Genomic DNA, 13,618 nt, shown 5'->3' on the forward strand with positions numbered 1-13,618 from the left:
CTGACCATATGCGCCGTCACCGACACCTCTCAGACCTGCCACTCGTCGCCGCGGAGCAACTCGATCGCGCCGCCGTCGTGCCCGATCCCCGTGACGGTGACGTCGGGACCGCCCACCATGAAGTCGACGTGCACACCGGAGATGTTGACCCCGGCCGCCTCAAGCCCGGCGGCGTCCCGTTCGCGCAGGTGCTCGGGCACGCCCGGAGGCAGGCCGGCGCCCCAGGCCAGATGGCAGGTGGCGTTCTCGTCCAGCAGGGTCTCGAGAAAGGTGAGGCCCGATCGCCCGACCGGCGACGAACCGTCGACCAGGGCCAGCTCGCCCAGACGGGCCGCGCCCGCGTCGGTCGCCTGGTGGGTGCGGACCACGTCGGCGCCGGCGCTCGCCCTCACCTCCGTCACCACCCCGGCGGTGAAGGTCAGCTCCAGGTCGCGAATGACGTTCCCGTTGAGCGCGAGTGGCCGTGTCGAACGGACGGTGCCCTCCACCCGGCGGTGGTCAGGCGTGGTGAACACCTCCTCGGTGGGGAGGTTGGCCTGGAAGCGGTGCCCCCGCACGGATTCCAGGCGCGCCGCGGTCCAGTGCGCGTCCGGGAGCAGGCCGACGGTCAGGTCGGTGCCCGGCCCTTCGAACCGGACGGCGTCGAGCCGCATCCCGTTCAGCACCTCCGCGCGGCCCAGCAACTCGGCGATCCGCTGCTCCCAGGCGGCACGGGGATCGGGCCGGTCCAGGCGCAGTATCGGGCGCAGGTGCTGCCAGAGGCGGATTTCGTCCGGCTCCCCGAAGATCGCGCGCGCCCATTCCGCGGTCGGGCAGGGGACCATCGCCCAGCGGACGAGGTTGCCGAGCTGCAGCCGCTGCCTCGACGTGAGGTACGGCATGCGGTCCAGGCCCGCCCGTACCGGGTCCTGCCCGGCGAGGAGATCCGGTGCCGCGGCGCCGCGGATGTTGAGCAGGATGCCGCAGTGGCGGGCCAGTTCCTCGTTGCGCGCGTCCAGCCAGGCCGGGACCTCGCTCAGCGTGGCCGCGTCCGCGTGCTGGACCCGGGATCGCTTCGCGTAGGGGTCGAAATACCAGATGTCGGCATAGCGGGCACCTCGGGCGTATGCCGCCTCGGCCAGGGCGCGGGCGAGCGGGGCGTGCTCGATCTCGGCGTTGATCAGCACCCGGTCGCCGGCGACGACCGGTACGGCGACGTCGAAGACGACGTCGGCGTAGCCGGCCAGCTCAGCGGTGGGAATGGTCACGGCTGTCTCCTTGGGGTGATGTCCTGCGGGTCTTGCGAGAGCGGGAGAGGAACAGCAGCGGCGCCAGGGCCGGCACGCAGCCCGCGACGGCGAAGCCGTAGGTCAGGCCGGACGACTGCACGATGGCGCCCAGCGCGAGCGCGGCCGTCATGAACCCGAGATCGAAGAACGCCGTCGTGGTGGCCACCGCCGAGCCGCGCTGCGCGGCGGGCAGACCGGCCACCGCCATCGTGAGGAACGCGGGAAGCCCCAGCGCCTGCCCGGCGCCGATCACCGCCGCGGCGGCCAGCGCCCCGGTCACGGACGGCCAGGCGACGAGCAGGGCCAGCCCGGCCGCGGTGACCAGCAGCGCCGCGGTCGCCGTCCCACGCGGGTCCATCCGGTTCGTCCATCGTTGGCCGCCGAGCCGCACGGCGAGCAGCACGCCGCCGTAGACGAGGAAGTGCGGGCCGCTGCCGCTCCCGCCCAGCGCGGCGACGTGCAGCGGGAGGAAGGCGCTGAAGGCGGTGTATCCCCACACCGACGCCCAGTACGCCAGCCCGGGACGCAGTCCCGCGCGATGCACGAGCGGCCCGGCCTTCCTCGTACCGGCCGGATCGCCGGCGACGACCGGGCCCGCGGGCAGGAACAGGCAGGCCACGAAGGCCGCGAGGGCCACGGCTCCGGACAGCGCCCATACGGCCCGCAGGCCGGCGACGGAGTGGCCGACCTCGGCGAGCGCCGGTCCGGCGAGCAGGCCGGCGTTGACCGCGATGGAGAAACGGTTGATCGCGGCGCCCGGACGGTCGTGATCGCTGGCCGCGGTGGCCAGGCCGACGTAGGTCAGGGCCTCCCCTGCTCCCGCGACGGCCCGGCACGCCAGGAACAGCGGCAGTGACTCGACCATGAGCACGGCGAAGGAGGTGATCGTCAGCAGCGCGGCGCCGGTGCAGGCCGCCGCCCTGCGGCCGCGCCGGTCGGCCAGCCGACCGGCCGGCGGGCGGAAGAGCACGGCGCACACGGCGGTGATCGCCAAGCAACCGCCGACCAGGCCCGGCCCCTGGTTCAGCGGGCCGGTGACGTACTTGGGGATCGTGGGGATGAGCAGCCCGAGCGACAGGAAGCACGCTCCCGCGCACGCCATCAGCGGGCGGGTCATCGCACGTCGTCGAGTTCCAGCAGGATCGCGGTCATGCTGACCTTGACCCGGTCGCCGGAGCGGGGCGGTCCGGCCTTGTCGTGGGCCAGCGCGACCGCCTGCTCGACCAGCCCGACGATCTCCTCCCACACGGTGCGATCCAGCCATACCTCGGCGTCCATGGACATGCGCTGCAGCCTTGTCTGGGCGAGGCGTCGTGCCAGGTCGGTGCTGAGCGCCTCGTGCACGAGCTGCCGGCCGTTCGCGCGGTCCAGCCGCGCGCCGCTGGAGGGGTCGTAACGGTAGAGCCGGCGGGGTCTGCCCTTGCCGCCCGGTGACGGCCGCTCGTCCACCTGTTGCAGGAAGCCGGCCTCGGCCAGCTGGCGCAGGTGGTAGCTGGCGGAGGCGTGGGCGATGCCCAGTTCCTCCGCGACCTCGGTGGCCGACATGGACGTGCCGGTGAGCAGCGACACGATGCGGATCCGGAGCGGGTTCGCCAGCGCGCGCAGCGGCACCAGGCCGTCATCGTTTTCCCAAGACATGTTGGGATTATGACATTTCCAACATGTCTTGGGAAAGGGGTGGCGGGCACCGTCTCGGCATCCCACCGATTTCCTCGAATGCGGTCGCCTCTCGACCGGCGCTCCCGGCGGCAGCGGCGTACCGGAGACGGGCCCGAATGATCAGCGGGTACGATGGCCGGCGATCCACTCCGCCAGGGCGAGCAGAGTGGACTCCGCGCTGTCGGCCATGTGGTCGCGCAACGCCTGGACGTCCTCGCGGGTCTCGCCCAGGACCGCATCGGCGCGTGACAGCCGCCAGGACTGCTGGACGATGCTGCCCCTGCCCTGCTCGCGAAAGTGCCAGCCCCAGCGCACGATGCCGTGGTCGGCGCCGCCGACGACGAAGGCGAACGCGCTCATCCTGGAGGCAGGGGCTCGGGTGAGCCAGACCCTGCGGATCCCTACCCCAGCGGGGTGAGGCGCGGATCGTCGGTGGCACGCATACTCGGTTCCATGAACGAGCACGGGCATCTCGCCGACTTCCTCCAGACACGCCGGGGCCAGCTGCGGCCGGAAGACGTCGGGCTGCAGACCTACGGCGAGCGGCGCCGGGTGCCTGGGCTGCGGCGGGAGGAGCTCGCGATGCTCGCAGGCATCAGCGCGCCCTACTACACCCGCCTGGAGCAGGGCCAGTCACGCAACGCCTCGCGCGAGGTGCTCGACGCCATAGCGGGTGCCCTGCGACTGGATGAGTCCGAGCGTGCCCATCTGCACACCCTGGCCCGCGCACCGGGACGGGGCGGACCCGCGGGCCGGCCGCGTGCCGAACGCGTCACCCCGGCGACCAGCGCTCTGCTGGCAGCCTTCGAGCGCACACCCGCCATCGTGATCGGCCGCCGCAGCGATGTCCTGGCCTGGAACCGCCAAGGTCACGGGCTGTTCGCCGGCCATCTCGACCCGGACGGCCCCAACGACCCAGGCCGGCGGCCGAACATGGCCAGGCTGGTGTTCCTTGACGCGCACACCCGTGACCTGTACACCGACTGGCTCGCCAAGGCCAGGGCCGTGGTGGGCAACCTGCGCCTGACGGCTGGGCGATACCCGGACGATCCATTGCTGGCCGGACTGATCGGCGAGCTGACCATGCGGAGTCCGGAGTTCGCCGCGATGTGGGCCGATCACCGGGTTCTACCCTGCGATGTCGCCGACTACGAGATGCGCCACCCCCTGGTCGGGACATTGACGGTCACCCAGCAGACGCTGCAGAGCCCGCAGGGAAACGGCCCGGCCCTGGTGGTGGCCACAGCCGATCCCGGCTCCCCCTCTGCGACAGCCCTGACCCTGCTCGCCCACGTCACCGCATCGCAGGAAGCGGCCCAGCCGCGCCACGGAGCCGAAATCCGCGCCACCTGACCTGAGCCCCTCCGTCCGCGGCGTCCCTGCCGGGCCGCCCTGTCGCCGACCGCTCCCACGCCTGCCGGTCGGCAGCACGATCGCGACCTTCCCTCCGAGGCGCCCCCTCGACCACGGCGCCGCACCGCGGCTGCCGCATGCCCGAAAACAGTGAAGGAACCATGTCCAAGCGAAGCATCAAGATCACCATGTCGGCCCTTCTGATGGCCGCGGCCACCCTGACGACGGCCGCGCCGGCCAACGCGACGCCCCCCAAGGGGCCGCTGACGGACGTGCGGATCGCCACCCACTTCGACCTGTCCGCGGGCCAGATGCCGGAGAACATCACCCTGCTGCCCGACGGCACGGCGAACATCACCTTCGCCGCCAGCCGCCAGGTGGCTCAGATCACCCCCCGGGGTACGACGCGCATCCTGGCGACGCTGCCCGCACCCGCCGACGGCGGGGTCAACACACCGATCCTCGGTTTCCCTCTGGCCACCGGCATCGCCCGTACCTCGGACGGCACCGTGTACGTGCTGTACGCGACCGGCACGGCCGATCTGACAGGGCTGTGGCGGCTGCGCCCCGGGCGGGTCCCGCAGCGCATCGCCGCGCTGCCCGCAAACGGCCTGCCCAACGGGCTGGCACTGGGTGAGCACGGTGAACGGCTCTACATCACCGACTCGGTGCTCGGCACCGTGTGGACCGTCCCCGTCACCGGCGGCACTCCCACCGCGTGGTCCACCGCCCCCGAACTCGCCTCGACCGGCTTCCTCGGAGCCAACGGTGCGAAAGTACACCGTGGCGCGCTGTGGGTGACCAACCTCGACCAGGGCACCCTCCTGCGCATTCCGATCCGCTCCGGAAACCGTGCGGGAGCACCGCAGGTCAAGGCGTCAGGCATGGTCGGTATCGACGATTTCACCTTCACCGGCCGGGGCGACGAGATCCTCGCCGCCCTCAACGCCCCCAACACGGTCGTGCACATCCGGTCCGACGGCACCAGCACCACCGTGCTGGATGCCGCCGACGGACTTCAGAACCCCACCTCGGTCGCGCTGCGCGGCAACGACGTGTACGTGCTCAGCGCCGCCTACACCACGGCCACCGATCCCAACCTGCTGCGCGCACGCCTGCGCGACCACCGGTAAGACCCGCATCGCCCTCATCTGCTCGGCGGCATGACCGCCGAGCAGATGAGGGCACAACCGGCGAACTACACGGCCAAAATCTTGGACCAACCGCACAGGCGGCCGGAATCTGCGGCCGTGCACTACGCAACCGGCTGAAGCCGCATACTCGCCGAGGGCTTCGAATGGCGTCCGGTGGCCAACGGACGAATGAAGTCGACGCCGATTATGGAATCCCTCGATATAACGAATGACAGCCTTACCGGGAGCCTGTTCTCATGTCAACCCACCCCGGTGCGTATTTTTGATGTCCTGCTCCATCGGGTTGCCAGAGCCTCGATAAAGATGCCGTGTTCCGATTGTCGGCGAGCTGACAACGCTTTTATGTCTGATGATAACTCCCTGGCCCGCCGGTCCGAATTCTGCGTATAACAAAAAGTGGTAGCAATATTGAAAGTCCGGTCATGGAGGCACACACTCGGCGTTGAGAAGGCCATCCCAGATTTTTGGAGCCGCAATGAACCGAGCCGTAATCGGAATTCACGGGCGTAGAAAATCGACGCTCCGGCGCCTCACATCCGCCATCGTCGCGATGCTCGCCGTGGCATTCCTCTGCGTGCCGCCCGCCGCCGCCCTCGCGCTGCCGACGCCAAAGGATCTGACCGCCTTCCTCGACCTCGAATGCTTCAAGACCAACCCGTACCAGCCACCCGCCACCACGCTCACGCTGCGGCACATCAACCCCGTGCTCGGCAACCTGCCGATCGAGACCGTCACCCTCGGCCAGCGTGAGCAGCTGTGCGTCCCGGTCGCCAAGAACAACCAGGCGCCGCCGTCGCCCGCGCTCGACTTCATCAGGTTCATCGACCTGGCCTGCTACAAGATCTCCGGCACCACGGTGAACACGGGCCTGGTGCTCAGCCACCTCAACCCGCTGTTCCAGGGCCTGCCACGTACGCAGATCTCCATGAACACCCCGCAGCAGCTGTGCGTGCCGGTCATCAAGAACAACGTGGCCCCACCCGCCGAGGTGCTGTCGCTCGTCCGCCACATCGACCTCAAGTGCTACGGCATCACCCCCAACAACCCGCTGAACCAGCAGGTGTCCCTGCGCCAGCTCAACCCCGTCCTGACCCCGGTGATCCCCACGCACGGCGCGCAGGTCCTCTATGCCCGCCAGCTGTGCGTCCCGGTGCAGAAGGCCGGCGACGACATCCCGGGCGAAGTGTTCAACATCGTCCGGTGGATCGACCTGGAGAAGTTCGACATCGTCACCCCGGCCGCCCTGCCCACGGTCTCGCTGACCCTGCGGCACATTAACCCCGTCCTCGCCGGTCTCCCGGTCGAGCAGGCCACCCTCAGCGGCGCCAGCCAGCTGGCCCTGCCGGTCGCCAAGAACGGCAACTTCCCCCCGGGCTGATCCGCTGACCCGGGCCCCTCCACCCGTGCCGGTGGAGGGGCCCGGCCGTCGGCGGTCCCATGCCGCTCTGTCATAGGGCTTCTCGAACCGGGAGGAGCGTTCCTGCTCCGGTCCTCGCCGGAGACGAGGACGCTCAACCCCGGTCGCTCAGGGCCGCCAGGTCCAGGACGTGGTAGCCGTCCGCCGTTCTCCAATGGAGGTACCGGGCGTTGGAGAGGCTCACCTTGTCCGTCTCCCGGCCCGGCAGGCGCACCGCGGTACGCGTCCGCGCGTCGAGCAGCCATCCGGCCCCGCCCTCGCGCCACGCCGCGAAACGCCCGTGACGCGAGATGCCGATGTTCCTGGCATGTGGGCTCAGTCCGGCGACGGTGCCGTCGCCGTACTCCAGGAGATCCCGGTTCCTGCCCACCCCGGCGATGTACGAGGCCTGATCGGGAACGCCGCGCCTGGCTCCGTCCGGGCCGTAGCGGGCCGGCGGCGAGCCGGTGAACTCACCGGGATCCGACGAATCCGCCACTACGGGGGACCTCGCGAGGAAGGTGCCGCCCTCCCAGACGATGTCGTACAGTCCCCGCAGCCACAGCAGGGGAGCCCTGTCGCCGGGGCCCATGCGGTAGACGCCCACGTCTCCGGTGGCGTTGCTGACGCACCCGGAGAAGTAGAGCTCACCCCGATGGAACTGCAGGTCGATGGGGTACTGCCAGTCGGTCCCGCAGTGCCCGCCGGGAACGCCCCAGGTGTTCATCACCTGCCGGGTCAGGCCGGTGCGCATGTCGGTGACCTCGAGAATCCACCCACCCGGCTCGCTGTTTCCGAGGAGCTTCACCACGCGCGTGCCGTGCGCCGCCGCGACGGCGGTGTACGACTCCCTGTCCTCGCGTTGCAACAGCGTGCTGCGGCCGGTGACAGGGTCGAGGATGTCGACGTGGTCGAGGTACGGGAGGTACCGGGAGAACCTGCGGACGATGAGCCGCCCGTCGGGCAGGGCACCGACGACGGAACGGGACATCGTGTCCTTGGCGGGGATCCACAGGATCCTGGCCCGGGGATAGGCCCGCGCGAAAGGGGTTTCGGCCTTCCGAACGGGAGGGGGCACGGGTGGGGGTGTCTCCGACGGGGCGAGCCACGCCGGTGAATTATCTTCTTCGAAAGGGACGCTCGGAGCCTGCCCGTCGGTGGCCGACGGCGGTACGGAGGGCCCGCAGGCGCAGGCTCCCATCAGCAGTACGGCCGCCATCATGCGGAAACGGCACTTCACCCGCGTCCGTGCCGGGACGGGGGACTCCCGATCGCGGTCCCGGAGGACACCGCCGTCGGCACCGTGACCCGCCTGCCGTCCAGAGGCCATCGCGCACACCGCCGATCGCGCTTTTAGAAGCACCACTGCCAACTTGAACGATCGTCATCCGTCAACGGTCCTGTCTCGCTCGACCCTGCCAGAAGCCGAGCCGGTTCGGGCCGTTTTCTGCCGTCAGGGGGAGACGGGCTCACTGTGGGAGGAGCCCTCCGCCGGAAGATCGCGAAGCCGAACCGGCGATCACCTGGGAGGCGGTCCTGGAGATCCCGGGTGAACAGGTGGCCGAACCGATCAGGATTCGAGAAGCACCGGCCACCGAACCGCAGATAACGTGACAGACATGGACATCACCATTCACACGAGCTTCCTCCCGCACGACGACCCGGACGCCTCCCTGACCTTCTACCGTGACACCCTCGGCTTCGAGGTACGCAACGACGTCGGACAGGGCAAGATGCGCTGGATCACGGTCGGCCCCGCCGGGCAGCCCGGCACGTCCATCCTCCTGGCCCCGCCGGCCGCCGACCCCGGCGTCACCGACGACGAGCGCCGCACCATCGCCGAGATGATGGCCAAGGGCACCTACGGCTGGATCCTGCTGGCCACCCCCGACCTCGACGGCACCTTCGAGAAGCTGCAGGCCGGCGACGCCGAGGTCGTCCAGGAGCCGACCGAGCAGCCGTACGGCATCCGCGACTGCGCCTTCCGCGACCCCGCGGGCAACCTGGTCCGCATCCAGGAGGTTCGCTGAACCGTCAGGTGATCGATGCGGCCACGATGGCCGCCGCCGGCCCCACCCTCGTCGGCGAGCGTCTCGCCAGGCAGCCCAGGTGCTCGCGGACATCGACGAAAGGAGTTCTCTCATGTGTCATCCCGGATGGGGGCGCGCACTCACCGCGGCACAGGGCCTGAAAGACCTCGCGCGACTGCGCCGCGTCCGCGACCGGATCGACCGGGAGTACGCGCAGCCGCTGAACGTCGAGGCGCTCGCCCACGGCGTGCACATGTCCGCCGGGCACCTCAGCCGCCAGTTCAAGCTCGCCTACGGCGAGTCGCCGTACTCGTACCTGATGACGCGTCGCATCGAGCGCGCGATGGCGCTGCTGCGTCGTGGCGACCTCAGCGTCACCGAGGTCTGCTTCGCGGTCGGCTGCTCGTCGCTGGGCACCTTCAGCACCCGCTTCACCGAACTGGTCGGCATGCCGCCCAGCGTCTACCAGCGCCGCGTGGCGGGTGCCGCGGCGGGGATGCCGTCGTGCCTGGCGAAACAGGTGACCAGACCGGTCAGGAACCGAGAAGCGCCGGTCGGCGAGCCGCGACCGGCGTTGCGGCCATGACCTCCATCGAATCCCGCACCCTCGAAACGGCACCGCCGAGCCGGTGGACCGCGCCTCTGGGACGGGCGACGCGTTCGCGGCCAGGACCGGTTTCGACCCGCGCGAGCTCGACGAGCCCTACCGGTACTTCCTGATCACCGCGAACCTCCGACGATCGCCTTGGAAACGAGACGGTCGTGGGCGAAGCACAACCGGTAGGCGTCGGCCGAGGCCGTTCTCGTGTTGTAGTACACGCAGTCCGCACCCCTGGGCGTGGGCGGGGCGTCGTCCGGCGGGCCGTCCCTGGTGAACGCGGGCAGCCGAGACCGCACATCGCCCACCTCCAGCTGCTCGTACCGGTCCCGGCCCAGGACCGAGAAGGAGGAGCTGACGAAGCTGATGGGGATCATGAGCAGCAGGATCCCGGCCAGCACCGCCAGAGGTACCACGACGGCCTGCACCAGCCGGCGCCGCACCTGCCGCCGGGCACGAGCCAGTTCCCCGGCGGAGACGGTGGGCCGGGCGGCGGTGGCGGCGCGTGCGGCCGTGCCGCCGGTGACCGGCAGTTCGGCGACGACCTCGAAGCCGCCCTCGGGGGTCGAACCGGTGCGCAGCGTGCCGCCCGCGAGACGTACCCGCTCGTCAAGCCCCACCAGCCCGGAGCCGCCCGAGGCCACGCCCGGCAGCGGGGCCACCGTGGCCGGGTCATTGACCACGCTGAGGCCGAGGAGCGCCCCGTCCCGTACGAGCCGGACCTGTACGGCCGTGCCCGGTGCGTGTTTGGCGGCGTTCGTCAGGGCTTCCTGGAGCACGCGGTGGACGGCGAGGCCGACCATGGGCGGCAGGTCGTCCGTATCGCCCAGGCGTTCCAGCGTGACCGTGACCCCGGAGTTCCGCACGCGTTCGACCAGAGCCTCGGTGTTCTCCGCGGCCGGGACTCTGGGCGGCTGCTCGTCGTCCGCGCGCAACACACCGATGATCTCCCGGAGTCGTTCGGTCGCGGCCCCGGCGGCCTCCCGCAGTTCACCGATGGCCGCCTGCTGCCGGGCGTCCAGCCCGGGGTCGAGCTCCAGGGCGCCGGCCCGTACCGCGATCAGTGTCAGGTCGTGGCCGAGGGAGTCGTGCATGTCGCCCGCGATGCGGGCCCGCTCCCGGATACGGGCGCGGTCGGCGACGGCCTGCTGCTCGCGCTCCAGCCGATCGGCGAGCCGCCAGCCCGTACCGACCAGTTCGGCGTACTGGCGGCGGTAGCGGCCCACCAACCACGGCAACACCACGGTGAGCAGCAGCGTCAGCAGTTGCATGGGCCAGCCCCACAGGTCCCGCAGGACGAACGCGCACAGTGGCAGCCCGGCGGTGGCGACGGCCCCGAAGAACCACAGCGCCGGACGGGCGGTCGCCATCCGCCGCCCGGCCAGGTAGCCGAAGAGCACCAGCGCCGTCCAGTACAGGGGCGTCGACATCTGCACATCCAGGGCCAGGCTCAGCGCCACCGGCACGGCCAGCGCCGCCAGCGGCCACCTCCGGCTCAGTGCCACCGCGGCCCCCAGCAGCGGGACGCCCACGGCAGCCGTCAGCACGTCCGGCCCATGCAGGGAGGTGGCCGCCGTGACCGGCGGCACGCACACCACCAGCCACAGTCCAAGGTCGAAGAGACGGGAAAGCCGGCCGGGCACGCTGCGCATGGGCTCAGGATCGCCGATGCTCTGACGAAAGCGGGGATTCCTCCTCGGGTACGAGACCTGCCTCGTAGGCGAGGATCGCCGCCTGTACTCGGTTCTTGAGGTCGAGACGGGCGAGGATCTGGCTGACGTACCCCTTGACCGTGCCTTCGACGACATGCAGACGCCGGGCGATCTCGGCGTTGGACAGGCCGGCCCCGACCAGGGCGAGGACCTCGCGCTCGCGGGCGGTCAGCTCCTGTACGTGGGCGTGGGCGACGGCCTGCCTGCCGAACCGCCGCGTACCGAGGCGGGTGATGACCCGCCGCGCGACGGTGGGGGAGAGGTACGCGCCGCCTTCGGCGACGGCCTGGACGCCGGCGATCAGCTCGCGTGGGTCGCCCGACTTGAGGAGAAAACCGGCCGCGCCGGAGCCGAGCGCGCTCGCGACGTACTCGTCCTCGGAGAAGGTCGTGAGCATCACGACGGCGACCTCGGGGAGGACCCGGCGCAGCTCGGCCGCCGTTTGGAGCCCGTCGAGCCGCGGCATCCGGATGTCGAGCAGGCAGATGTCCGGGCGGTGTCTCAGGGCCAGGTCGACGGCCTGGTGCCCGTCGGCCGCCTCGGCGACGACCTCGATGCCGTCGGCCGTGGCGAGGATCGCTCGTATGCCGGCCCGGATCATCGCCTCGTCGTCCGCCAGCAGCACTCGGATCATCGGCCCCCGCCTCTGTCCTTCGGTAATCGCCAGGTCACGCTATCCCACGGGGAGAGGGGCGGAGGCGCCCGCGCGGCGGGCGAGGACGGTGTGGACGAGACGGGAGGCGACGACGGCGGCGGCGGCCAGCGCGCCGGTGCCGGCCCAGATGTACAGCGCGAGCCAGACGTAGGTGATCTGATCCAGCGTGCCCACCCGATTCATCACGAAGCCGATCAGATCGGCGAGGCCGGCGAAGAGTGCGATCGGCAGCGCGTAGGGGACCAGCCGTACGACCAGGCGCCACCCGGGGCGGCCCGCACGGCGGCGGGCCCAACCGCGGGCGCGGTAGACCCCCAGGAAGCCGAGCACGAGGTTGAGCAGCGCCAGGCCGCCCAGCCAGGGGTCCGCGGTCATGGTGAAGGGTACGGTGCCCGCGTCGGGGCGGCCCTCGATGATGTCGACCAGGCCGTCGGTGATGATGACCGCGTCGTCACCGGAGATCATCCCGGTGTTGGTGACGACGGCGATGCCGTATCCGCTCGCGGGCAGCAGGGTCTGCGCGGAGTTGTGGGTGAGCAGCCAGCCGGTGTGCTGGAGCTTGGGCGCTCCCCCTGTGGTCCTCCCGGTGTCCCATCCCATGCCGTAGCCGCTGCCGCCCACCCCGGACGCGGTCTGGGCGATCTTGACGGTCTCCCTGGGGAAGACCCGGCCGGCGCCGTTCTGCGTGATCAGCCACTTGGCCATGTCGTCGGCGGTGCTGACGACGCCGTAGGCGCCGTTGACGAACCACTTCGGATGGGAACGCCTGACGACCCGGCCGTAGGCGCGGACGTAACCCTCGCCCGCGCCGGGGAGGTCCACGGTGGTGTTCACCGTTTTGGTAGACGTCATGCCGAGTGGGGCGAAGACGGTGGCGGCCATGTGGTCGCCGAACGGCACCCCGGCCACCACCTCGACGAGCCGCGCCGCGAGAGAGTAGTTGGGGTTGTGGTAGATCTTCCTGGTGCCCGGGTCGGCGGCGAGTGGGGCGGTCCGCAGCATCGCGACGGCGTCCTTGAGAGTGTCCGCCGCGGGGAGCGTCAGCTCGGGGAAGGTCCGGTCGCTCATCCCCGAGGTCTGCTGGAGCAGCTCCCGCACGGTGATCTTCCCGGCGCGGGGATCGGCCATGGTGAACTCGGGCAGATGCTTCCGAACGGGGTCGTCCAGGCTGAGCCTGCCCTGGTCGGCGAGGTGCAGCACCGCCAAGGCCGTGAACGACTTGGAGACCGAGGCGAGCGGCATCGGCGTGTCCTTCGTGATCGCCTCGCCACCGGCCGTGCGGCCGTAACCCGCGGCGTACACGACCTGGTCGCCCTTGGTGACCGCGATCAGGGCACCGGGCAGCCGGGTCCGCTCGATGTAGTCGCGCAGGTGGCGGTCGATCGCGGTCGCGCTCAGCCCGTCGGTCTCCGCCGCTTCCGCCGTCGTCATCCCCATCGTGAGCAGCACACCGACGATCGCCGCGACTTTTCCCATCGTCATCAGGGGCCTTTTTGAGGTCTTCGTCCACATGGGACGAACGCTAGGAGCGGGGCCGAGGGTCACACAGCGCACGATCGGCCGGACCTCACCTGACTTTCGTCAGGTCCACCAGGACGGCTCCGGATCGAGGCCCTGTTGTTCGGCGAGGTGGGCCGGCGGCTTGGGATACTCCAGCGGGTGAGACGCCGTCGGCTGAACGGTCCGGCATGTCACCGCCCGAGCCGGGTAGCGCACGCTCCCGACGACGTTCGTACGCCCGCTCACCGCCAGAGGAGCCGAATGATCCACCCGCATGTCGACTTATGATCTTT

13 protein-coding genes are annotated in these 13,618 nt (G+C 70.6%); 5 read left to right on the plus strand and 8 right to left on the minus strand.

The window, feature by feature from the left end:
• Positions 1–29: 29 nt before the first annotated feature.
• The 4 genes from ACFQVD_RS36920 to ACFQVD_RS36935 all read right to left on the minus strand — a co-directional run bounded on the left by ACFQVD_RS36920 (position 30) and on the right by ACFQVD_RS36935 (position 3,287).
• On the minus strand, positions 30–1,247 hold the full coding sequence (locus ACFQVD_RS36920; RefSeq protein ID WP_343965864.1) for an aminopeptidase: 1,218 nt from the start codon (positions 1,245–1,247) through the stop codon (positions 30–32).
• Complete coding sequence (locus tag ACFQVD_RS36925) at positions 1,228–2,385, minus strand: MFS transporter (protein ID WP_343965866.1); 1,158 nt, start codon at positions 2,383–2,385, stop codon at positions 1,228–1,230. The genes ACFQVD_RS36920 and ACFQVD_RS36925 overlap by 20 nt, the downstream gene beginning before the upstream one ends.
• Positions 2,382–2,906, minus strand: a complete 525-nt coding sequence (locus ACFQVD_RS36930) for an ArsR/SmtB family transcription factor (RefSeq protein ID WP_343965869.1) — start codon at positions 2,904–2,906, stop codon at positions 2,382–2,384. Before ACFQVD_RS36930 ends, ACFQVD_RS36925 begins: the two co-directional genes overlap by 4 nt.
• 141 nt (positions 2,907–3,047) lie before the next feature.
• The gene (locus ACFQVD_RS36935; protein ID WP_343965871.1) at positions 3,048–3,287 is read right to left on the minus strand and encodes a hypothetical protein; all 240 of its coding nucleotides are present in this window, start codon (positions 3,285–3,287) and stop codon (positions 3,048–3,050) included.
• A gap of 93 nt (positions 3,288–3,380) precedes the next feature.
• Between ACFQVD_RS36935 and ACFQVD_RS36940 the strand changes: the two genes are divergently transcribed.
• The 3 genes from ACFQVD_RS36940 to ACFQVD_RS36950 all read left to right on the plus strand — a co-directional run bounded on the left by ACFQVD_RS36940 (position 3,381) and on the right by ACFQVD_RS36950 (position 6,812).
• The gene (locus ACFQVD_RS36940; protein ID WP_343965873.1) at positions 3,381–4,280 is read left to right on the plus strand and encodes a helix-turn-helix domain-containing protein; all 900 of its coding nucleotides are present in this window, start codon (positions 3,381–3,383) and stop codon (positions 4,278–4,280) included.
• Between the two features lie 161 nt (positions 4,281–4,441).
• Positions 4,442–5,413 carry a hypothetical protein gene (locus tag ACFQVD_RS36945; RefSeq protein ID WP_343965876.1) on the plus strand — a complete coding sequence of 324 codons (972 nt, stop codon included), beginning with the start codon at positions 4,442–4,444 and terminating at the stop codon, positions 5,411–5,413.
• A gap of 571 nt (positions 5,414–5,984) precedes the next feature.
• The gene (locus ACFQVD_RS36950; protein WP_343965878.1) at positions 5,985–6,812 is read left to right on the plus strand and encodes a hypothetical protein; all 828 of its coding nucleotides are present in this window, start codon (positions 5,985–5,987) and stop codon (positions 6,810–6,812) included.
• 133 nt (positions 6,813–6,945) lie between these two features.
• On the opposite strand, the gene ACFQVD_RS36955 is transcribed toward ACFQVD_RS36950, so the two are convergent.
• Positions 6,946–7,821, minus strand: a complete 876-nt coding sequence (locus ACFQVD_RS36955; RefSeq protein WP_343965880.1) for a hypothetical protein — start codon at positions 7,819–7,821, stop codon at positions 6,946–6,948.
• 628 nt (positions 7,822–8,449) lie between these two features.
• Between ACFQVD_RS36955 and ACFQVD_RS36960 the strand changes: the two genes are divergently transcribed.
• Both ACFQVD_RS36960 and ACFQVD_RS36965 read left to right on the plus strand, forming a co-directional pair.
• Positions 8,450–8,860, plus strand: coding sequence for a VOC family protein (locus ACFQVD_RS36960; protein WP_343965882.1), 411 nt, complete (start codon positions 8,450–8,452; stop codon positions 8,858–8,860).
• A 112-nt stretch (positions 8,861–8,972) separates the two neighbouring features.
• Positions 8,973–9,446: a helix-turn-helix transcriptional regulator gene (locus ACFQVD_RS36965; protein WP_343965885.1), complete on the plus strand. Its 474-nt coding sequence runs from the start codon at positions 8,973–8,975 to the stop codon at positions 9,444–9,446.
• A gap of 134 nt (positions 9,447–9,580) precedes the next feature.
• Here ACFQVD_RS36965 and ACFQVD_RS36970 read toward each other — a convergent pair whose 3' ends face one another.
• From ACFQVD_RS36970 to ACFQVD_RS36980, 3 genes are read right to left on the minus strand one after another with little or no spacing between them, the layout of a single operon-like run.
• Positions 9,581–11,110 carry a sensor histidine kinase gene (locus tag ACFQVD_RS36970; RefSeq protein ID WP_343965887.1) on the minus strand — a complete coding sequence of 510 codons (1,530 nt, stop codon included), beginning with the start codon at positions 11,108–11,110 and terminating at the stop codon, positions 9,581–9,583.
• Positions 11,111–11,114: 4 nt separating this feature from the next.
• Entirely contained in the window at positions 11,115–11,804 is a 690-nt protein-coding gene (locus tag ACFQVD_RS36975; RefSeq protein WP_343965890.1) for a response regulator transcription factor, read from the minus strand.
• 39 nt (positions 11,805–11,843) lie between these two features.
• A complete protein-coding gene (locus ACFQVD_RS36980) occupies positions 11,844–13,307 on the minus strand; it encodes a serine hydrolase domain-containing protein (protein WP_343965892.1) in 1,464 nt (487 codons plus the stop codon).
• Positions 13,308–13,618 lie beyond the last annotated feature (311 nt).

The sequence above is a fragment of the Streptosporangium amethystogenes subsp. fukuiense genome, assembly GCF_042665875.1.
GTDB lineage: Bacteria > Actinomycetota > Actinomycetes > Streptosporangiales > Streptosporangiaceae > Streptosporangium > Streptosporangium fukuiense.